The organism is Paraburkholderia sp. EB58 (assembly GCF_050436665.1).
Taxonomy (GTDB): Bacteria; Pseudomonadota; Gammaproteobacteria; order Burkholderiales; family Burkholderiaceae; genus Paraburkholderia.
This window is the reverse complement of sequence record NZ_JBNDMQ010000032.1, coordinates 1-20,427: the sequence shown is the minus strand read 5'-3', so window position 1 is coordinate 20,427 and position 20,427 is coordinate 1. Positions and strand designations below refer to the sequence as shown.

Below are 20,427 nucleotides of genomic sequence, written 5' to 3'. Positions count from 1 at the left end.
CCGCGGGCCGTCTGGTATCAGACGGCCCTTTTGTCATAACTGATAAAGTGAGCTGTCTTCATACTTTGCCGAATGGGTCGAGAGATGAACGAGCGTGTCGATGCACCGATGGCCGAGATTGCGGTATTCGTGGCGGTCGCCCAGACCGGCAGCTTTACTCGTGCCGCGGAGGACCTTGGCAGCAGCAAGTCCAACGTCGGCAAGGCGGTGCAACGCCTCGAGGCCCGGCTCGGCACGAAGCTCTTTCAACGCACCACGCGGGCGGTGCGGCTAACTGAGGATGGCGAAACCTATCTGGCCGCCGCACAGGACGCGCTGGATGGACTGCGCGAGGCTGAGCAGCAGTTGGCCGCAAGGCGCTCGGAACCAGTCGGGCGGGTGAAGATAGACCTGCCTGCCGGCTTTGGGCGCTTGCTGTTACCAAGCTTTATCCAGCTACGCGAGAAGTATCCGAAGCTCACGCTGGAAATGGCTTTGACGGACCGAATGTCGGACCCGGTGGGGGAAGGCTGGGACGTGGTCGTGCGGATTGGTACCCTGCCACAAGACAGTGACCTGACCGTACGCAAACTGTGTGACCTGCGCCTCGGGCTGTACGCCTCGCCAGACTATCTGGAACGGCGAGGTAAGGTGACGTCGCTCTCCGACCTGACCGACCATGACGCGATTGTGTTCCGCGGGCCCACCGGTCGATTGCGGGCGTGGACGGTGCGGGACGGCGCCAATGTTCGCGACGTCTCTCCGTCGCCGGTACTCGTCCTCGCCGACGGTCAGGCGCTCGTAGAGGCTGCGGTTGCGGGCTTCGGGGTGACGCAGATCCTTGACCGGGTGGCGCTGCCCTACGTCCAGTCCGGAAAGCTGGTTCATCTTCTGCCGGAAGCTGACACCGATGGGCCACCTGTGCACGCCATTATTTCTCTTGGTCAGAAGATGGCGGCGAAGACTAGGGCGGTGGTCAATCATCTGGCTGAGACGCTGCAGAAAACGAGCGAATAAGCGACGGCCGATGGCTTCTCCGGATTCATTTCACCGCTCCGGTAAGCAACGGGCCCATCGTCTTCTCTGGACGGGCCCACTTTTTACCCAATCGAATCACGTTCGACTACTTCTGCACGACCGATGCTGGCGTCGACGGATCCGGACTCGTCCCTACCGCAACTATCTGTGCCGGCTGCGGTACGACATCTCCCCATCCGCCACCGAGCGCACGAATCAGATTGACAGCGGATGCAGCCTGTACGCCCTGCAATTGAACTGCTGCGCGGCGGGCTTGCAAGACCGTCCGCTCTGCGTCGATGACGTCCAGATAATTCACTGCTCCCTCGTTGTACTGCACACGGGACAGATCCGCAGCCCGCTGTGACGCCTTGACGGCGTCGTCCTGCGTTTGGGTCTGCGCCTCCAGAATGCGCATGTCCGAGAGGTTGTCTTCGACTTCACGAAACGCCACCAGTACCTGCTGGCGATAGTCCGCGACGTCCTCTTCATAGACAGCGCGCGCATTGGCAAGGTTGCCCGTGCGACGCCCACCGTCGAACAGCGGGATGTTCAATGCCGTCCCCGCCAACGGGCCGAGCAGGAACGCCCGGCTGCTCCATTTGAAGAGGTCACCCAACGTTGCCGACTCGAAGCCACCGGTACCCGTCAAGATGAGCGAAGGGAAGAACGCCGCCTTCGCAACACCAATCCGGGCATTCGCCGCGGCCATAGTGCGTTCCGCAGCGGCGATGTCCGGACGGCGTTCGAGCAGGGTCGACGGCAAGCCTGGAGGGATGCGCAGGTCGACGGGCTTGAGCGGGTCGGCCGCCATTGAGAACTCCGCTGGCGCGCTCCCGAGCAGCACCGCGAGGCTGTGCTCGGAGGCAGCGCGCAGGCGTTGCACAGTCATCGCGTCGGACTGCGCGCTTGCCAGTTCGGCTTGGGCGCGGGAGACATCGAGCTCAGTGATTTCTCCTTCTGCGTAGCGGCGTTTTACAAGCTTGAGCGCCTGCTCGCGTAGTTCGACGGCCTGCGCGAAGACGTCCGCCTCGGCGTCGAGTTCGCGCAAGGCGAAGTAGTTCTGTGCGACGTCGGCCTGAAGCGCGAGCAGAACCGAACGATAGAGTGCTTCATTGCGTTGCGTGTCGGCGCGTGCCGCATCCACTGTGGACGCGACGCGGCCGAACAGGTCAACTTCGTACGAAGCGCTCGCCTGGGCGCGCCAGAAGGTCTGCTGCGGTACGTTCGTGCCGTCAGGCTCAAAAAGCGACGCAGCAGACACGCGTTCACGCGTCGGACCAAACCCCGCGTCAAGCGACGGGAAGAGGCCAGCACGCGCCGCCTGGTTCATCGCTCGGGCTTCCTTCACTCGCGCAGCCGCTGCCTTGAGGTTCTGGTTCGCATTGAGCGCTTGCTGCTCGAGGTCGTTCAGCTTGGGGTCGTCGAACGCTTTCCACCATTCGCCTCGGGCGACATCTTCGGACGGTTGCGCTGTCTTCCACGCTCCCGCATCTTCAGGCGTCACTGCCTGTGGCGCTTCCTTGAAGGTGGCAATGGCCGGCGTGGATGGCACCTCGTACGTCGGTGCTAGCGAACATCCTGCGAGTAACAGCAACGCGCCCAGCAGAACGGAACCGGTGAAAGCTCTTTTAATCGAAAAGATTCGTTTCATGATGTTCTCCTTTAGTCCTGCAACGCCGGCTCTTGCACTTTGGGTTGCGGCGCGGGCGTCACGGTTGCTCCGTGCGAATCGTCAGCGCCAACCCGGTCAGGGCCGTGGTCATCGGGACCGTGGATATGCGGATGGTTGCCGTGCTTGTCCTTCAACTGCTTGCCGCCGGCGAGCTTGCGCAGCAGGACGTAGAACACCGGGGTCAGCAACAGCCCGAAGAATGTGACGCCCAACATGCCGAAGAACACGGCAATGCCCATGGCGCGACGCATCTCCGACCCCGCACCGGTGGAGATCACGAGCGGCACCACACCCATGATGAACGCGATCGACGTCATCAGAATCGGACGCAAGCGCAGGCGTGAAGCCTCGATTGCCGCCTGAACAATCGTGCGACCCTGCATTTCAAGCTCGCGGGCGAACTCGACGATCAGAATCGCGTTCTTTGCCGATAGACCCACCAGCACCATCAGGCCAATCTGCGTGAAGATGTTGTTGTCCCCTTGCGTGAGCCAGACTCCAAAGAGCGCAGAGAGAATGCTCATGGGCACAATCAGCAGAATGGCGAGCGGCAACGTGAGGCTTTCATACATCGCAGCAAGCACGAGGAACACCAGCAGCACGCTGATCGGGAACACCCAGAGCGCGGCGTTGCCAGCCAGAATCTGCTGATACGTGAGGTCGGTCCACTCGAACTTGATGCCGCGCGGCAGCGTCTGTGCCGCGATCCGTTCGACCGCGGCCATGGCCTGACCGGACGAATAGCCGGGCGCCGGACCACCGTTGATGTCGGCCGCAAGGAACCCGTTGTACCGAATCACGGTTTCCGGTCCAAAGGTGGGTGTGACCTTCACGAGTGACGACAGCGGCACCATTTCACCAGCGGCGTTGCGGGTCTTGAGTTCGAGGATGCTTTCGGCCGAGGCGCGGAACGGGGCATCGGCCTGGGCGCGCACCTGATACACGCGCCCAAACCTGTTGAAGTCGTTCACGTACAGCGAGCCCAGGTAAATCTGCATCGTGTCGAACACGTCCGTTACGTTGACGCCAAGCTGCTTGGCCTTCTCGCGGTCCAGTTCGACGTTCAGTTGCGGCACGTTGATCTGGTAGCTCGAGAACGACGGTCCGAGCTCGGGCGCCTTTGCCGCGGCAGCGAGGAATGCTTGGACGGCCTTGTTCAGCGCTTCGTAGCCCAAGGCGCCACGGTCCTCAATCTGCAACTTGAAGCCGCCGATGGTGCCCAGACCTGAAACCGGCGGAGGCGGGAACGTCGCAATCGTGGCGTCCTTGATGCCGTCGTATTCCTTCTGCAGGTTGCCGACAATGGTCGCGGCGCATTCATCTTTGCCGCGATGCTTCGATGGACTCATCACCGGAAACACCAGACCGCTGCTCGACGAATTCATCAGGCCGGTCACGTTGAGACCCGGGAACTCAGGCGTATGCTCAACACCGGGTTGACGACGCGCAATCTCACCCATCTCATGCACGACCTTCGCCGTCCGGTCGAGCGAGGCGCCTGGCGGCAACTGCACGATGCTGACGAGATAGTCCTTGTCCTGCGCCGGCACAAAGCCACCCGGCACAATCTTGCCGAGAAGGACGGTGCCACCGAGCAGGACGCCGTACACGACCACCATTGCGAACTTGCGGTTGATGACACCGCCGACGCCCTTGCCGTACGCATCGGAACCGCGATTGAAAACCTTATTGAAGACGTTGAAGAACGGCCCGAGGACGCGGTCAATCACGCGCGTGAGCCAGTCCTTCGGTGCGTGGTGGTCCTTCAACAGCACGGCGGCCAAAGCAGGTGACAACGTCAGCGAGTTGAACGCCGAGATGACCGTTGAAATCGCAATGGTCATGGCGAACTGCTTGTAGAACTGGCCTGTGAGGCCCGACATGAACGCGAGCGGCACGAACACGGCTACCAGCGTCAATGCGATTGCGATAATCGGTCCGCTGACTTCACGCATTGCTTCATACGACGCCTCTAACGGCGTCAGCCCGGCGGCGATATTCCGCTCCACGTTTTCCACCACCACAATCGCATCGTCGACCACAATCCCGATGGCCAGCACCATCCCGAACAACGACAACGCGTTGATGGAGAAGCCGAACGCAAGCATCAGCGAGAACGTGCCGACAATCGAAACCGGCACGGCGACCAGCGGAATCAGCGAGGCCCGCCAGGTCTGCAGAAACGCAATCACTACAATCACGACGAGGATGATGGCCTCGAAGAGCGTGTGGATTACCGCGTCGATACTCTCGCGGACGAATTGCGTCGGGTCGTAGACGATCTCGGCTTTGACTCCATCCGGCATATCCTTCTGCAGTTCGGCGGTGATTCGGCGAACGTCCGTCGAAATCTGCAGAGAATTGGCGTTGGGCTGCTGGAAGATAATCAGCTGGACAGCAGGCTTTCCGTCGAGGTTTGCGCGTAGCGCATATTCGGACGCACCCATTTCAACGCGAGCTACATCGCTCAGATGCGTGACTGCGCCATCAGGTCCCGTCTTCAGGATGATCTTGCGGAACTCGTCTTCCGTCTTCAAGCGTCCCTGTGCATTGACGCTGAGTTGCAAGGGCACGTTCGTCGTCATGGGCGCCCCGCCGACGATGCCAGCTGCGACCTGAACGTTCTGCTCGCGGATGGCCTTGATGACGTCAGTGGCCGTCATGTTACGGCTGGCCACCTTGGTCGGATCGAGCCAGACGCGCATTGAGTAGTCACCGCCTCCCCACATCACGACTTCGCCGACACCGGGAACCTGCGCAAGCCGGTCCTTGACGTTGATGAGCGCGTAGTTGCGCAGGTAGGTCAGGTCATAGCGGCCATTCGGCGAGCCAAGGTTGACACCCATCGTCAGCGTTGGCGAGGACTTCACCGTGACGACCCCGAGCCGCTGCACGTCTTCGGGCAAACGCGGCATGGCCTGAGACACGCGGTTCTGCACGAGCTGCTGAGCCTTGTCCGGATCGGTTCCGAGCTTGAACGTGACGGTCGTCGTCATGGCGCCGTCGCTATTTGCCTGCGACTGCATGTACAACATGTTTTCGACGCCGTTGATCTGCTCTTCGATTGGCGAGGCCACAGTCTCGGCGATGACCTTCGGGTTCGCGCCCGGATATTGCGCGCGGACGACTACCGAAGGCGGTACGACTTCCGGATACTCTGCGGTTGGCAACTTCGTCAGTGCGATGACACCGGCCAGCAGGATGACCACCGACAGCACGCCCGCGAATATGGGCCGGTCGATGAAGTACCTCGAGATGTTCATGATGGGCTTCCCGTTGACGTTTACGCGGCGGGCTTCGCGGCGTCGGTCATCTTGACCATGTTGGCCCGGACGGTATCGTTCGGACGGGTGCGCTGGGTGCCGCTGACGACGATGCGCTCACCGGCCTTCAGACCCGAGGTGACGACACGCAGGTTGTCGTGGAGGCTACCTAACTGGACTTCGCGGTATTGCGCCTTGCCCGCAGCGTCTACGACCAGCACGTATTTCTTCGCCTGGTCTGTACCAACCGCGGCGTCGCTGATCAGGATCGCAGGATGGGCTTCTCCACCGCCGACCTTCACGCGTGCATAAAGGCCTGGCACAAGCGCGCCGTCGGTGTTGTCGATGCTTGCGCGAACGCGGATGGTGCCCGATGAAGTATCGAGGCGGTTGTCGACCGACGTGATGGTGCCCTTGCGGGAATAGCCGTCTTCGTTGGCGAGACCCAGCGAAACTGGTACCGTCGCGTTGCGGTCGCGACCCAGGTATTGCAGGTACGTCTGTTCGTCGACATCGAACGACGCATAAATCGGCGAGACCGAAACGAGCGTCGTGAGGAGCGGTGCATTGGGCCCGGTTGATACGACGTTACCCACCGTCAGCTCCGCGCGCGAGACGCGTCCTGACACGGGCGCGGTCACTGTCGTATAGCTCAGGTTCACTTGAGCCGCTTCCAGTGCGGCTTGAGCGGCCTTGACGCCGGCTGCGGCTTCACGAGTGGCGTTCTGCTTCTCGTCGTAGTCGCGTTTTGCGATGGCGTTGTCGGCCAGCAACCGGTCGGCGCGCGCCGCGTCGGTCGAGGTGTACGTCGCACGCGCCTGCGCGGCGGAGAGTTGCGCCGCGGCGCGGTCGACTTCAGCGACATACGGACGCGGGTCGATGGTGAAAAGCGGATCTCCTTTTTTAACTAGAGCGCCGTCCTTGAAGTGCACCGCGACGATGGTGCCTGGAACAAGCGGACGAACATCGACGTGGTCGACAGCTTCCAGGCGTCCGGAGTAACTCTGCCAGTCGGTAATCGTCTGGGAAAGCACAGTTGCGACATCGACTTCTATAACCGTTGGCGCGGCTGTTTCTGCGGCTTGAGCTGCACTCACTGGCGACGAATCGCGCCCGTGACTAAAGCCGATGCCAGCGACTGTGCCAACCACGAACAGTGCACCAAGCGCGCCGACGACGCGTTTTCGATTGGTAAACATGCGTAGTAATCCTTATTGATAGGCAAAGAAATTCAGCGAAATTGCAAGATTTGAGCCAGTCGTCAAGTCGCAGCGTTACAGCGCTCGAGCGGCGTGATGTGTTGACGGAAGTATGGTCTGCGAGCTTCTGGCGATAAAGTAGGGCGCAGTGGTTTCTTTGTAGCTTCCGAAGCGACAATCGCCGCGCTGCGAGCTACTTTGTGAACTGCTTGCCTAAGGACGCGACTAGCCTACGAATGCAGACGTCACAAGGGTTGAGGCAATCGGATGGCGACCGCATCCACGGGTCGCTGAGCCGAAAAGCGCGTTGGTGCGTTGTCTTGAAGCGAGGCCAATGTCGACGGAGTCCGCCTGACGTAGTTTGCGTTTTCAGTCGGCAGAATAGGGTTGGCGCTGAACCGCGTTGCGGGCACGCATCGTTCAGGCACGACAGGGGGAAATACGCTGTATCTCGCCAGCGAGTTCATCGATATACGAGTCTTGTAAACCGTATTCTTTAAGCGCAGCGTGAAGTTTGAACAGGTACTCGGCGTTGCTGCCAAATTTCCCTGAGGCTCTCGCCACGAGTGGCGCGACCGTAGACACGCATGAGTCGGCCGCATACTGGTCGCGGCTCGTATTTGCAACAAACGCAATCGCATGCGTTTCGGTGACGTTGTCCAGCGTGACAGAGGCCCACGTCGGCTGATACGAGCCCAACACCATTTCGCGAATCCATATGAGTCCGAGCTCTTGCTCCATCGTAGCGCGAGCGAGCTTCAACGCTACGCCATGCGCGTGTCCTCCTGACTCGAGAGCAAGCATCCGGCCCGGCATCTCGGGGCTCGCACGCCCAATATCCATGCGAAGACAGAAGCTGCGATGCCAGCCGTGCAAGGTGGCGACCTGTTTTCGGTCGAAATGCACCATCGGATTCCACATTAGTGAGCCGTAGGCGAAGATCCAGACGTCGTCCGTTCCCGTTGGCCGGGACCTCATGGTCTCCGCGAGGGAGCTCTCGATGCGGTCCTTCGTCCAAAGGTTGGGCAGCGAGTCAAAGTGGTCGAGGTACTCGCCCGAGTCAATCGCCTGTCGTGTCAGCATTGCCGTCGCCATGTAAAGGTTCTAAAACGCCCTGGCCCGGCGCGACCCGGGCAGAAAACCCTTCGCGCCAAACTCCTCAGGCCTGACGACAGTATGACCGCAGTACCTTTTCGGATAAACGCCTGTTTGGGAGACGCTTTGGTGATAGGGAAGCGACAATCCCCGCGCAACCGGTCTGATTGCGACTGGCTGCGCACATCGGCAGTTTGCTTTGCGACCCGTTCGGTCGCGCCCGCGCGTCCCGTTCAAGGCATAAGTTTTTAATTCAATGAATTGACGAAATACTGTCTTTTTGAAAACGAATGTGTCGATCACAATTACGTCACAATCGGCGCAAAGCGCGAATAGAAAGATAGCGGGTAATGCGCGTGGACAAGGTCAAGGCACACGCACCGACTGATTTCGGATGCCTGATTTTCTCGACGTGGCGGGCCCCTTCATGCCCTCAATCGCCGGTACTTTCGGGCTTTGGTTCGAGCGAGCATCAATATTACAAAATCCATTCGCTCAACTTCCGATTACCAAACCGACACGCAATCAATGCGCTTTGTCCAACATCTTTTAGCGCATTTATAAAACCTTCATATTCAAATGCTCCAATGCAGCGGCGTAACCGAGCTGACAACAACGCTGTACTCCTTTAACAAACCGGCTTCTTTCCGTTTAGCGATGGATCCGCCGCAGAATATCCGGAGCGCCCCACATGTTACAAAGAAAGACCCTGTTACCGATTTCGTTCGCGGTAACGTTACTTGCGCTGGCCGCTTGCGGCAGCAACGTCAAGAGCAGCGCACCCGCGCCTGTCGTGTCCGCGCAGGATGCACTGCAAACCGCGACGCCGATCAAGCACGTCGTGGTGATCTTTGGTGAGAACGAATCGTTCGACCACTACTTCGGTACCTACCCGAGTGCGACGAACCCCACAGGCGAGCCGACGTTTACCGCGGTATCCGGCACGCCGACAGTCAACGGTCTGACGACCGCGCTGCTGAACTCGAATCCGACCGTCGCTAACACGGCGAATCCGGCCGGCACCAACATCAATCCGTTCCGCCTCGACCGCACCCAGGCCGGCACGGAGAGTCAGAACCACGGCTACACGGCGGAACAGCTTGCTGCCGACGGCGGCAAGATGGACTTGTACCCGCTGAATACGGGTAACAACGCGACGGGTTCCACGGGCGAATTCGGCACGCTGGGCCTCGTGATGGGCTACTACGACGGCAATACTGTGACGGGTCTGTGGAACTACGCGCAGAACTTCGCGATGAGCGACAACGCCTATACCGACACGTATGGTCCGTCGACGCCGGGCGCAATCGCCGTGGTATCGGGTCAGCACAACGGCGCCGTGGTCACGAGCAACGGCGCAGTGGTAGCGGGCAGCGTGACGGCCAACCCGTCGCCGAATGTGGTCTATGACCTCCAGGGCGGCTGGACGCTGGTGGGTGACCTGGACCCGACCGGCGACACCTGTACGATTCAGGCCAAGTCCGCGACGACGGCATCGATGACCTCGAAGAACATTGGCGATCTGCTCAATTCGGCCAACATTACCTGGGGCGGGTTCATGGGCGGGTTCAACCTGACCACGGTCAACCCGAACGGCACGACCGGCTGCGCGCGGACGACCTTCTCGAGCGTGCTGGGGCAGAACGAGGCCGACTATGTTCAGCACCATGCGTGGTTCCAGTACTACGCGAGCACGCAGAATCTTGCACACACCCGTCCGTCTTCGGTGGCTGCAATTGGCTTTACCGATCCGCTGGACAACACCGCGACGCCGGTGCATCACCAGTACGACGTGGACGACTTCTTCGCCGCTGTGTCCTCTGGCAACTATCCGTCGGTCAGCTTCCTGAAGGCGCCTTCGATTGCCGACGCGCACCCGGGTAACTCCGATCCGATCGACGAGCAAGCCTTCGTCACCAGCGTGGTGAACTTCCTGGAACAGCAGCCGGACTGGAAGAACACTGCGGTCATCGTCACCTATGACGATTCGGACGGCTGGTACGACCACCAGTTCGCGACGCCGACGACCTCGTCGTTCGACAGCACCACGACGGGGGAAAGCGCCGGTAATAGCTCGGACAACAAGCGCACCATTACCGGTGCCGACCAGGTGAGCGGCGCCGGCGTGTGTAACGCAGCGGGTGCAGTGCAAGGTGTCGGTGTCAACGGTGGTGCGGTCAACGGTCGCTGCGGGCCTGGCACGCGTATTCCGTTCCTCGTAATCTCGCCGTATGCAAAGGCGAACTACGTCGACCACACGCAGATCACGCAGGCATCGGTGGTGCGCTTCATCGAGGACAACTGGCTCAACGGTGCGCGTCTCGGCCAAGGCTCGAACGACGCCGCTACAGGCAGCATCATGAGCCTGTTCAACTTCTCGACGACCACTCCGAATCCGGTGCTCTACCTCGATCCGAACGAGGGTACCAAGGTCGCCTCGCCGCCGGCGTCCGCTTCCGCGACGCAACCGTCGGTCTGAGCGACATAAGCCGGCACGCTGCACTGTCGGCTCGCGTCCCGGCGGCTCACGCTGCCGGGACGATAGTTTTTTGGAGAGGCCTGGCTTCGGCCAGGCCCTATGCGTTTTTGATACCTTCTGCGCTTCTCACCACCTTCACATGTCTACGAGCCCACACTCCACCTCGCCATCAGCCGGATCGACTATCGCCCCCCAGCCACCCGGACAAACCAGGCCGCGTGGCCGGCGGCGCCTGTTGGCAGGGTGTGCGGTCGTGCTGCTCGCTGTGGCGGGTTTGGCCGGCTATGCACTGGTCTACCCCGAGCGGATGCCCGATGCGGTGGGAGACTATGTTGAAGATCTGACCGGCGCGAATCCGCACCCCGTACAACTGGTATTGCCGCCGTCTGCTCCGCTGAGCGCTGTCGCCACACTGGGCAAGCAGATTTTCTATGACACTTCATTGTCCGCTTCGGGCAAGCAGTCATGTGCCTCGTGTCACAGCCCAGAACATTCGTACGGACCGCCAAATAATCTGTCCGTGCAGCTGGGCGGCCCGCATCTGGACCAACCGGGCTACCGTCCGCCGCCGTCGCTCGCTTACCTCTATCGTCAGGCGGTTTTCAGCATCGGGCCTGACGCAGCCGATGCCGAGGCCCCGCCCGATCTGGCTGCGCTCGCCTCGGCCGCGAAGGGTACGCAGCGCGCCGACAAGGTCGCAGGTCTGGCTCCCGCTGCCCCAGCGATGGTGCCTCAAGGCGGCCTGTTCTGGGATGGCCGTGCCGACACGCTGCAGAAACAGGCAATTGGGCCGCTGCTCGATCCGAACGAAATGGCCAATGCAAGCGTCGACGACGTGGCCGCCAAACTTGCCAAAGCACCTTACGCCAAGACGTTCCAGCAGATTTTCGGTCCACGTGTCCTTAATGATCCGAAGCTGTTCGCGGCGGAGGCCATGTTCGCGGTGGGCCGCTACGAGTTCGAGGAGACGTCATTCCACGCCTTCACCAGCAAATACGACTACTGGCTGCAAGGTAAGGCGCGCCTCACGCAAACAGAACTGCGGGGCCTGCATCTTTTCAACGATCCGAAGAAGGCCAACTGCGCCGGCTGCCATCTGAGCGCGCCGACTGCGGACAACCTGCCGCCGCTTTTCACGGATACTCAATACGAAGCGCTCGGCGTGCCTCGCAACCCTGCGCTGGCGCACAACCGCGACCCGAAGGCTTACGACATCGGATTGTGCGGCCCGATCCGCAAGGATATGGCGACGCAAACCCAGTATTGCTCAATGTTCCTTACGCCGACGCTACGCAACAGTGCAGCGCGCCACGTGTACTTTCACAATGGTGTGTATCACGACATGAAGCAGGTGATGGACTTCTATAACCTTCGCAATACGAACCCCGAGAAGATCTACCCGCGCGATGCGTCGGGCAAGGTGATGGTCTTCGACGATGTTCCCAAGCAATATCAGGCCAACATCGACTATGCCGACGCGCCGTTCGACGTTAAGCCGACCGACAAGCCCGCGATGACGGACCAGGATATCAAGGACATCATCGCGTTTATCGGCACGTTAAACGACGGCTACCACCCTAACTGATCCGTTGTATTGGCCGGGCTGCCCCTATGTGCTTCGTCAAGCCTTAGGGGCTGATTTCCGGGGCGCGAGAGCAGGCTCGCCCGCTAAAGTATTCACATTGCTTCCGCATGCGCTCAGCGCAAACAGTGCGGCGGCAAATTGCGCTATGGCATTAATTTGTAGTGTATGCTCTCGAATCGGTGAGCTTCGAGACGCGGGGACTGTTTCGCGGCGCCATTAAAAGTATTAGCAAAATTGCCGTAGACGTACGTATTCGCTCACTCCTGTAGAGACGTCATGCGTATCCTCACATTCAAACAACGGTTGTGGATTCCTTTAGGCCTGTCGCTTCTGTGCCTGGTCTGCGTTGCGGGGTTCGGTGCCTGGCAGGCATATCAGGCTCGCCTGCAGGAGCGTGAACGCTCGTTAAAGGATGCCGGCGACATCGCCATGCAGATTACGCTGAGATATGCGGCGCTTGCAGACAAAGGGGTATTGCCGCTTGCCGAGGCGAAAAAGCAGGCGCTAGCCGAACTGCGGATCATTCGCTACGGTCAGGATGGCTACATTTCAATCGTCGATTCCGCGTCGCACTCGGTGATGAATCCGTCAAAGCCGGAGACCGAAGGTAAGTATTTCGGTGACTACCGCGACGCCAACGGTAAATACGTTTACCGCGCAATGGCCGCGATCGCGCAAGGTTCCGGCGAGGGTTTCGTCGACTACGCGACGCCGCGCCTGGGGTCGACCAAGCCGGTACGCAAGCGCAGCCACGTATTGACCTATAAGCCCTGGGACTGGTCGTTCATCACGGGCGCGTATCTTGACGATATCGACAACGCCTTTGTTTCCTCGTTGATCCAGCTGGCGATCGCCGTGTCCGTCATCGGAGGCGTATTGTCGTTGGTCGTCTACCTGGTGAACCGGAGTCTGTTCCGGACCATCGGCGGGGCGCCGGAATATGTTGCCGAGGTGGTTCAGGCCACGGCCAGTGGCGACTTGAGCTATCCGATTCAATTGAACGACGGGGATGCCGGCAGCCTCCTGTTCAGGACACGCGAAATGCAGACGCGACTGCGGGAGACCGTCGTGACGATCGTCGAAGCCGCTCAGACGATTGGTACGTCGACCAACCAGATATCCGCCGGCAATGCGGACCTGTCGGCACGAACCGAGCAGCAGGCGGCGTCGCTGCAGGAGACGGCCGCAAGTATGGAGCGGTTGACTTCCGTGGTCAGGCAGAACGCCGAGAACGCGCAGCAGGCTTCGCTGCTGGCCGGGGACGCTTCAACCTCGGCTATTCGCGGCAGCGAGGTGGTCTCGGAAGTGGTGGCGACGATGGATCAGATCCAGACGAGTACCGAACATATCACCGAGATCCTCGCGATTATTGAAGGCATCGCTTTTCAAACCAACATCCTCGCGCTCAACGCCGCGGTTGAGGCGGCGCGTGCCGGCGAAAACGGCAAGGGATTTGCAGTGGTCGCGGCCGAAGTGCGCAATCTGGCGCAACGTTCTTCTGTGTCCGCGAAAGACATCAAAAAGCTGATTGGCACGTCGGGTTCGCACGTGGAAAAGGGCGCGACGCTCGTCGGCAACGCCGGTCGATGCATGGATGAGATCCTGGTATCGGTGCAACGGGTGGCGGCGATCATGCAGGAGATTGCGTCGGCGTCTGCGGAACAGAGCGACGGTATCGTGCAGGTGGGCCACGCGGTTGCGCAGATCGACGAAGCAACGCAGCGTAACGCTGCCCTCGTAGAGGAATCGGCTTCGGCATCCCTGTCGATGCGTGAGCAGGCCCAGGGTCTGGCGGACAGCGTCTCCACCTTTAAGCTGTAGCATTCGTTGTTGCCCTGGCGTGCCTGATGGAGGCGGGGATGAAGGGTGTACACTGTAAAAATTCCCGCTTTTGCAATGAAACATGACGTCCAGCAGCGATAACTACGATTTCCACGATCAGATAGGTCATCTGTTGCGGCGGGCTTACCAGCGTCACGTCGCCATCTTCCAGGAAGCGATTCCTGACTCCGATCTGACCGCGGCGCAGTTTGTGACGCTGTGCGCAGTGCGCGAACATAAGGCCTGTTCGCTAAACGAAATCGTCAAGACAACTGCGATCGATCAGGCCACGATCCGTGGCGTAGTCGATCGGCTGAAAGCGCGTGGGTTGGTGGCGGTTTCCGCAGACCCGAGCGATGGCCGCAAATTGCTTGTGCGCGCAACCTCCCAGGGGCTGACGCTGATCGATCGTACGGTGCCCTTTGCCAAAGAAGTGACCGAACAGACCTACGGGGAGTTGAATCCGGCGGAGCGCGTCGCGTTGACGTTTCTGCTCCGCAAGATGATGGGTACTGAAGCGGAGTAGCGGGACCGCGGGAGCCCCATAGCGCTGTTCCTTTCAATCTTCCGTCTCCACCTACGTCGAGGTGCGCTACGTCTATTCCTCCCATCCCACCATTTAGTACAACCGCCTCGCCCCCGCAGTTCCCTTGCGCGCCTGCCGTTCAGATGCCGGGTCAGGCTCTTGCCTGTGACCCGGCAGCGTCGGCGCCGCACATAGCGCCTATCGCATTCGTCGAGTAAATAGCGTATGCGCTATTAACGGAGCCGCGCCTACCGGACGGGGACGATGGTCTCTTCGCTTCCTATCGTGTTTTAGGCCTTGATTGATCGGAGAAATTGACTTCGCAGCGTCACCGAAAAGCGCTGTCAAATTTTCTTGTTGACGAATATTGAAGCGTGTACGCTATTAAAGCGTCGATGTCGCAGACGGTCGGAAGCAAGTCTCTTCACTTATCAGGAGCGGTTATGTACGACCAATTTGCAGTGGATCGGTTGATCGACACGTGGTTGCTGGAGGACATCGGATATTGCGATCTGACGGCGCAGACCATGATTGACGCGGGCGATGTGGGTGCGTTCGTCATGAACGCACGCGAGTCGCTGATCGTCGCCGGCATCGACGTCGCCGCGCGCATCTTTGCCCGCTACGATCCTTCATTGCAGATCGACGTACGCGTGCAGGACGGCGAACGCATTGGCCGCGGCGGCATCCTGCTCGCGGTTCGCGGCCCAGCCCGCAGCATCCTGACCGCTGAGCGCACCGCGCTCAATATTGTGCAGCGCATGAGCGGGATCGCAAACGAAACGGCCCGCTACGTCGAGGCCATTCAGGGTACGAAGGCGCGCCTGCTGGACAGCCGCAAGACGACGCCGGGACTGCGGATGCTCGAGAAGCACGCGGTGAGTTGCGGTGGTGGCCTCAATCACCGGCTTGGGCTCGATAACGGCGTGATGATCAAGGATAACCACATCGCGGTGTGCGGCAGCATCAAGGCGGCGGTAGAGCGTGCTCGCCGGAAATTGCCGGTATTGACCAAGGTCGAAGTCGAATGCGACCGGCTCGATCAGGTTGCCGAAGCGCTCGAGACCGAGGTGGATGTGATCATGCTCGACAACATGTCCGTCGCCGACATGACGACGGCTGTGAAGATGGTGGCGGGCAAGGTCAAGGTGGAAGCTTCGGGCGGCATCCGCATCGACACCATCCGTGCCGTCGCCGAAACCGGTGTGGACTACATCTCCACCAGCAAGATCATGCAGTCGGCGCCGGCGGTTGACATCGGCCTCGACGACGCCGAGTAAGAAATGGCCAACGGCGGGGTGTTCTTTTTCGTAGTGGGACCGAGCGGCGTCGGGAAGGACGCGCTGATCGACGGAGCGAAAGCCGCGCTACGCGACGATGCGCATTACGCCTTTGCTACCCGCACGATTACCCGTCCGGCGGGCGCCCCAGGCGAAGCGCATGTGGGCGTCAACGAGGCGGAGTTTGCCGCCCTCGATGCTGCTCAGCAATTCCTGATTACCTGGGAAGCGCACGGCCTTCGCTACGGCCTGCCCGCCGATTTAAGCAATGCGCTAGACGCGGGCCAGCATGTCATTGCGAATGGCTCGCGTGCGGTGATCCCCTTGCTCGTCGGGCGCGTATCCCAGTTGGTGGTCATCGAGGTAACCGCGCCGAGGCAACTATTGTCACAACGGATCGCGGCGCGAGGACGGGAGAACGCGGCCGAGATCGAGGCGCGCCTCGCACGCGCGGTTAGCCCGCCGCCGTCGGGCGTGACGGTCGTCGAGGTTGTCAACGATTCAACCAGCGCGGTCGGCATTGAGCGATTTCTGGCGGCCATCAAAGAGGGCGTGGCGCTGCACGAGCGGGTTGCCACGCGCCATTCCGCCAGTGCGGACGCCTACCGCGCGAAGCTGGCCGGTGCGACGCTCGACGAGACAGCTTATGCCTCTTTGATCGACGACCTCGCCAATCATCGCTATTGCGCTGCTGATCGCCAGGCCATTCTCTGCGCGTTGATCACGGGTTTGCGCGACGAAGAGGTCGTATCGCTTGCGCGCGTGCGCACGCGTTGCATGCCACGTCTGGACTGGGGCGAGAAGATCGTCGCCGACAAGCACTCGTTGGGAGGTGTGCCAGGCAGCCGCGTCACGCTAATCGTTGTGCCGATCGTTGCCGCATATGGTCTTCTGATGCCGAAGACGTCTTCGCGCGCGATCACCTCTGCTTCGGGCACCGCCGACGCGATGGAAGCCGCCGCGCGTGTCGACCTCGATGCTGAGGAGATGTGGGCCGCAGTCAAGGCGGCGCGCGGTTGCATCGTCTGGAACGGGCGGCTCAATCATTCGCAGGTGGACGATGTGACTAACGCGATGGTTCGCCCGCTAGGGCTGGACACGCGCCGTTGGTCGGTGGCGTCGATCCTCTCCAAGAAATATTCGGCCGGCGCCACGCATGTGGTCGTCGATCTGCCATACGGTCCGCGAACCAAGCTCTGCACGCAGGAAGACGCGCAGCAGCTTGGGCAACTCTTCGAGCGCGTCGGTGCGGAGCTTGGCATGCAGGTCGATGCAGTTATAACCGATGGACGCGTGCCGATCGGCCGCGGAGTCGGCCCTGCACTCGAACTGCGCGACGTGCTGCAGGTGCTTGACGGCAATCCGGTCGCACCCAGCGACCTGCGCGACAAGGCGCTGAAGTTCGCTTCCCGCATCCTGTCCTGGGACCCTGCTATAGCGGACGTGTATACCGCACGTTCTATCGCGGAGCGCCTGCTCAATGAAGGAGCGGCCCGTCGTGCTTTTGACCGGATCGTCGATGCGCAGGGGAGTCGCGAGTTTGCGCCGCTTTCGCCGCATGTGGAGACTGTGCGCGCTGAGCGGGCCGGCGTGATTGCGGATATAGACGGCTGGCGTATTGCCGGACTCGCGCTGCAGGCAGGCGCGCCCGCCTGCAAGGGCGCTGGCATCGATCTACTCTGTCGGGTCGGCGATACGGTCAACGTGGGCGACGCGCTATTGCGCATTCATGCCTCGCAGCCCGACGTCTTGCGTGAGACGGCCCAGGCCGCGAGAGAACAGTTGGGAATTTGCATCGGCGACGCGGTGCGAGAAGAGGTGCTTTCGTAGTTAAGCGAGCAGCACGGGCGCAACTCAATCATAAGCAGTTCCAAGGAGCGAACAAATGTCGTTTCATACAGCGAATCTGCGGTGGAAGATTGTGGCGTTCCTTGTTGCACCGATCACGTTTGTGATGACGCTCGACCGCGCCGCGATGACGGTCGCCGCCCCCACGATCCAGAAAGAGTTCGGGTTGTCGATCGTGGAGATGTCCATGATCCTCACGGTGTATTTCTGGACTTATGCATTGGGTCAGATTCCGGCCGGCCGGCTGGCCGAGCGTCGAGGCTCGCGCAACGTCCTGTTCACCACCAGCGTTCTTTGGTCGGCCATGATGATCGTCACGCCGCTCGGGGCGACCTTCGCGTGGCTATTTGGCTGCCGGGCGGTATTGGGCGGCGCGCAGTCGGCGGACTGGTCGAGCGGGGTCGTCGCCCTCAAGCGCTGGTTTCCGCACAACGAGCGAGCGAAAGGCAACTCGATCCTGCTAGCGGGCCTCTACCTGGGGCCGATCGTTTCCGCTCCGCTGACGGCGTGGACGATTGCGAATTTCGGGTGGCATGCCGTTTTCTATGGCTTTGGCGCTATCGGCCTGGTGCTTGGCGTGGTCTGGTGGACGGGCTATCGCGATAGCCCCGCCGAACATCCGCTGATCACGCCGGAAGAGGCGGCATTGATTACCGCTGGACAGCCGCCGGAAAATGCCGCGGTGAAGGGCGAATTCCTGCAATGTTTCCGTCAACCGCGGTTCTGGTTGTTTGGGCTGCAGTATTTTCTGCTGGTGCTGATCCAGAGCTTTTACACCACATGGTTGCCCACCTATCTGATGCGAGCACGCGGCTTGTCGCTCAAGGCGATGGGCATGTACGCGTCGTTGCCATGGGTCGCGGTGTTTTTTGCTGTCTTCGTGGCAGGGGCCATTTCCGACCGCATCCTTAAGAAGACGGGCTCGGTGTTCTGGGCGCGCACGCCGGTGGCGATGACAGGTTTTGTCGTCAGTGCACTGGCGCTGATCGGCGCCTCCAGGGCGGCACATATGCCGACGGTGATCGCACTGCTTTGCCTGTCATTCGCGGCAGTGGGGTTTGTCCAGGTCGTCGTGTGGTCGGCCGCGCAGGATCTCGGCAAGGCCTACACCGGCGTCATGTCGGGCTGGACTAATCTGTGGGGCGCCGCCTCGAACGTAGCCGGGCCTATGGCGGTTGCTTTCACGGTGAAAGTCACGGGCAGTTGGGAAAGCGGCCTGTTTCTGATCGGGGCCGCCGCTGCATGCGGCGCAGTGCTCTGGATCTTCCTGCATCCCGAGCGGCCCCTTCAGCGGAAGTCGTCAGCAGACAGCGCGGATTTCCCCGAGGCTCGGGGTGCGGCGCAGGGGGCGATCGCGAACGAAGCGTGAACGCAGTTTAATCTGGCTGTGCAAACGCCGGAGCGTTGAGCGATCATTGGGTTTTCTGTCTGTGTGTTTAGGAGCCTGGCCGATGCAAACCACCGTCGTTTCGAGCTGGAAACAGTTTATGGAGCTATCAGCGACGCTCGACGGCTGGGCATTTCGAGGGCAGCAGGACGCAGAGTGGGCGTTGCTTAGCTCCCTGTCGCGCTACATGCTTGCGTATGTAGCTGACCGTTCTCAGTGGCGCGCGCGGGAAGAACGCGCGATTCGCATCTTCAGACGGAAGGCGCACAACTATGTGCAGCATCCGACCCTCCTCGACGACGACCTGCGGGTCCTGAGTCTCATGCAGCATCATGGCGCGCCCACACGATTGCTCGATTTCACCAAGTCGCCGTTTGTGGCCGCGTTCTTCGCACTGGAGCGCTCGGTTTCCGACGTGGCGATTTTCGCACTCAACACACCGGTGCTATGGAACAACCGTGCGCTTCCGAAAGGAGCACCCGAGCTGACCCGAACCCTGATCGATCCTCGCGTGGACGGCAACCTCGAGAAGTACTTTCTCGACAATAGCAACCCCGTGGTCTGGTTCGGTGAGCCCGAGGAGATGGATGATCGCCTGATCGCGCAGTCAGGCACGTTTGTTGTTCCGGGTGTGATAGACCGTCCGTTGCCCGATATCCTGGACGGTTATGCGAGCGACGACGAACTGCTGCGCAAGATTGTGCTGCCATCCTCGGTACGCTGGGACGCAATGAAGTGGCTGTACCGGATGAACATTACGAATGCATCGTTGTTCCCTGGTCTCGACGGGCTGGCCCGCTCTATCGCAGTGGAGATCGAGATGGTCTGGCCGGCTGCGCCGCTCGGCTAACTGAGCGGATAGGGTGGGGCATTGGTCTCAGTGCGCCACCTATATAGTGTGATAGTCAAAAGTAGCGTTCATTTTTATAAGGATTACTACATAATTGGGCTTTGAGGAGGTGCTGTTTATAAGGCCGCCGCAACACCTCGTTTTGGTTCGCCTAAAAGTCTTAGGCGCAATTTCGTCTTAGCAAAGCTTAGCGATGGTCTCTTGAAGGCGCGATCTAGCGGCCTAAAACTTTTTTCTCAAATACGCTTGACGTGCCCCAGATGGCATCGCATAATTCGCCTCCCGTTTGATGACGGACGCGAAGAAAGCAGAGCTTCTGAGCGAGAGTTCTTTAAAAATTAACAGCCGATAAGTGTGGGCGCTTGATGGCGACGCGGCGGTGGATCCTTCGGGGTGTGCTGCAAAAGCGAAAGTATCAAGTCT

14 protein-coding genes are annotated in these 20,427 nt (G+C 60.5%); 9 read left to right on the top strand and 5 right to left on the bottom strand.

All coding sequences use genetic code 11. The features are described from left to right. The first annotated feature begins 84 nt into the window (after positions 1–84). Positions 85–996, top strand: a complete 912-nt coding sequence (locus tag P3T40_RS33715; protein WP_429272043.1) for a LysR family transcriptional regulator — start codon at positions 85–87, stop codon at positions 994–996. A 106-nt stretch (positions 997–1,102) separates the two neighbouring features. Here P3T40_RS33715 and P3T40_RS33710 read toward each other — a convergent pair whose 3' ends face one another. The 4 genes from P3T40_RS33710 to P3T40_RS33695 all read right to left on the bottom strand — a co-directional run bounded on the left by P3T40_RS33710 (position 1,103) and on the right by P3T40_RS33695 (position 8,216). Continuing rightward, positions 1,103–2,650 carry an efflux transporter outer membrane subunit gene (locus tag P3T40_RS33710; RefSeq protein ID WP_429272042.1) on the bottom strand — a complete coding sequence of 516 codons (1,548 nt, stop codon included), beginning with the start codon at positions 2,648–2,650 and terminating at the stop codon, positions 1,103–1,105. Positions 2,651–2,661: 11 nt separating this feature from the next. After that, on the bottom strand, positions 2,662–5,934 hold the full coding sequence (locus tag P3T40_RS33705) for an efflux RND transporter permease subunit (protein WP_429272041.1): 3,273 nt from the start codon (positions 5,932–5,934) through the stop codon (positions 2,662–2,664). Between the two features lie 20 nt (positions 5,935–5,954). Beyond that, a complete protein-coding gene (locus P3T40_RS33700; RefSeq protein WP_429272040.1) occupies positions 5,955–7,133 on the bottom strand; it encodes an efflux RND transporter periplasmic adaptor subunit in 1,179 nt (392 codons plus the stop codon). Between the two features lie 420 nt (positions 7,134–7,553). Then, entirely contained in the window at positions 7,554–8,216 is a 663-nt protein-coding gene (locus tag P3T40_RS33695; protein WP_429272039.1) for a gamma-glutamylcyclotransferase, read from the bottom strand. Between the two features lie 703 nt (positions 8,217–8,919). On the opposite strand from P3T40_RS33695, the gene P3T40_RS33690 reads away from it, so the two are divergent. From P3T40_RS33690 to P3T40_RS33655, 8 genes are all read left to right on the top strand, one after another. After that, positions 8,920–10,707, top strand: coding sequence for a phospholipase C (locus P3T40_RS33690; protein ID WP_429272038.1), 1,788 nt, complete (start codon positions 8,920–8,922; stop codon positions 10,705–10,707). Positions 10,708–10,846: 139 nt separating this feature from the next. Continuing rightward, the gene (locus P3T40_RS33685; RefSeq protein WP_429272037.1) at positions 10,847–12,292 is read left to right on the top strand and encodes a cytochrome-c peroxidase; all 1,446 of its coding nucleotides are present in this window, start codon (positions 10,847–10,849) and stop codon (positions 12,290–12,292) included. Positions 12,293–12,568: 276 nt separating this feature from the next. After that, on the top strand, positions 12,569–14,113 hold the full coding sequence (locus tag P3T40_RS33680) for a methyl-accepting chemotaxis protein (protein ID WP_429272036.1): 1,545 nt from the start codon (positions 12,569–12,571) through the stop codon (positions 14,111–14,113). Positions 14,114–14,195: 82 nt separating this feature from the next. After that, a complete protein-coding gene (locus P3T40_RS33675) occupies positions 14,196–14,639 on the top strand; it encodes a MarR family winged helix-turn-helix transcriptional regulator (protein ID WP_429272035.1) in 444 nt (147 codons plus the stop codon). A gap of 443 nt (positions 14,640–15,082) precedes the next feature. After that, a complete protein-coding gene (gene nadC, locus P3T40_RS33670) occupies positions 15,083–15,919 on the top strand; it encodes a carboxylating nicotinate-nucleotide diphosphorylase (RefSeq protein WP_429272034.1) in 837 nt (278 codons plus the stop codon). 3 nt (positions 15,920–15,922) lie between these two features. Continuing rightward, positions 15,923–17,749: a phosphonate metabolism protein/1,5-bisphosphokinase (PRPP-forming) PhnN gene (phnN, locus tag P3T40_RS33665; protein WP_429272033.1), complete on the top strand. Its 1,827-nt coding sequence runs from the start codon at positions 15,923–15,925 to the stop codon at positions 17,747–17,749. Between the two features lie 55 nt (positions 17,750–17,804). Further along, a complete protein-coding gene (locus P3T40_RS33660; protein ID WP_429272032.1) occupies positions 17,805–19,136 on the top strand; it encodes an MFS transporter in 1,332 nt (443 codons plus the stop codon). Positions 19,137–19,218: 82 nt separating this feature from the next. Next, positions 19,219–20,004 carry an FRG domain-containing protein gene (locus tag P3T40_RS33655; RefSeq protein WP_429272031.1) on the top strand — a complete coding sequence of 262 codons (786 nt, stop codon included), beginning with the start codon at positions 19,219–19,221 and terminating at the stop codon, positions 20,002–20,004. Between the two features lie 222 nt (positions 20,005–20,226). Here the strand turns inward: P3T40_RS33655 and P3T40_RS33650 are convergent. Then, on the bottom strand, positions 20,227–20,427 hold a 201-nt coding region (locus P3T40_RS33650), incomplete at its 5' end, for a hypothetical protein (RefSeq protein WP_429272030.1).

What these genes read in the sequence shown, in the direction of transcription:
- P3T40_RS33715 (WP_429272043.1), top strand. Translation starts at nt 85, where the DNA reads ATGAACGAGCGTGTCGATGCACCGATGGCCGAGATTGCGGTATTCGTG.
- P3T40_RS33710 (WP_429272042.1), bottom strand. Translation starts at nt 2,650, where the DNA reads ATGAAACGAATCTTTTCGATTAAAAGAGCTTTCACCGGTTCCGTTCTG.
- P3T40_RS33705 (WP_429272041.1), bottom strand. Translation starts at nt 5,934, where the DNA reads ATGAACATCTCGAGGTACTTCATCGACCGGCCCATATTCGCGGGCGTG.
- P3T40_RS33700 (WP_429272040.1), bottom strand. Translation starts at nt 7,133, where the DNA reads ATGTTTACCAATCGAAAACGCGTCGTCGGCGCGCTTGGTGCACTGTTC.
- P3T40_RS33695 (WP_429272039.1), bottom strand. Translation starts at nt 8,216, where the DNA reads ATGCTGACACGACAGGCGATTGACTCGGGCGAGTACCTCGACCACTTT.
- P3T40_RS33690 (WP_429272038.1), top strand. Translation starts at nt 8,920, where the DNA reads ATGTTACAAAGAAAGACCCTGTTACCGATTTCGTTCGCGGTAACGTTA.
- P3T40_RS33685 (WP_429272037.1), top strand. Translation starts at nt 10,847, where the DNA reads ATGTCTACGAGCCCACACTCCACCTCGCCATCAGCCGGATCGACTATC.
- P3T40_RS33680 (WP_429272036.1), top strand. Translation starts at nt 12,569, where the DNA reads ATGCGTATCCTCACATTCAAACAACGGTTGTGGATTCCTTTAGGCCTG.
- P3T40_RS33675 (WP_429272035.1), top strand. Translation starts at nt 14,196, where the DNA reads ATGACGTCCAGCAGCGATAACTACGATTTCCACGATCAGATAGGTCAT.
- nadC (WP_429272034.1), top strand. Translation starts at nt 15,083, where the DNA reads ATGTACGACCAATTTGCAGTGGATCGGTTGATCGACACGTGGTTGCTG.
- phnN (WP_429272033.1), top strand. Translation starts at nt 15,923, where the DNA reads ATGGCCAACGGCGGGGTGTTCTTTTTCGTAGTGGGACCGAGCGGCGTC.
- P3T40_RS33660 (WP_429272032.1), top strand. Translation starts at nt 17,805, where the DNA reads ATGTCGTTTCATACAGCGAATCTGCGGTGGAAGATTGTGGCGTTCCTT.
- P3T40_RS33655 (WP_429272031.1), top strand. Translation starts at nt 19,219, where the DNA reads ATGCAAACCACCGTCGTTTCGAGCTGGAAACAGTTTATGGAGCTATCA.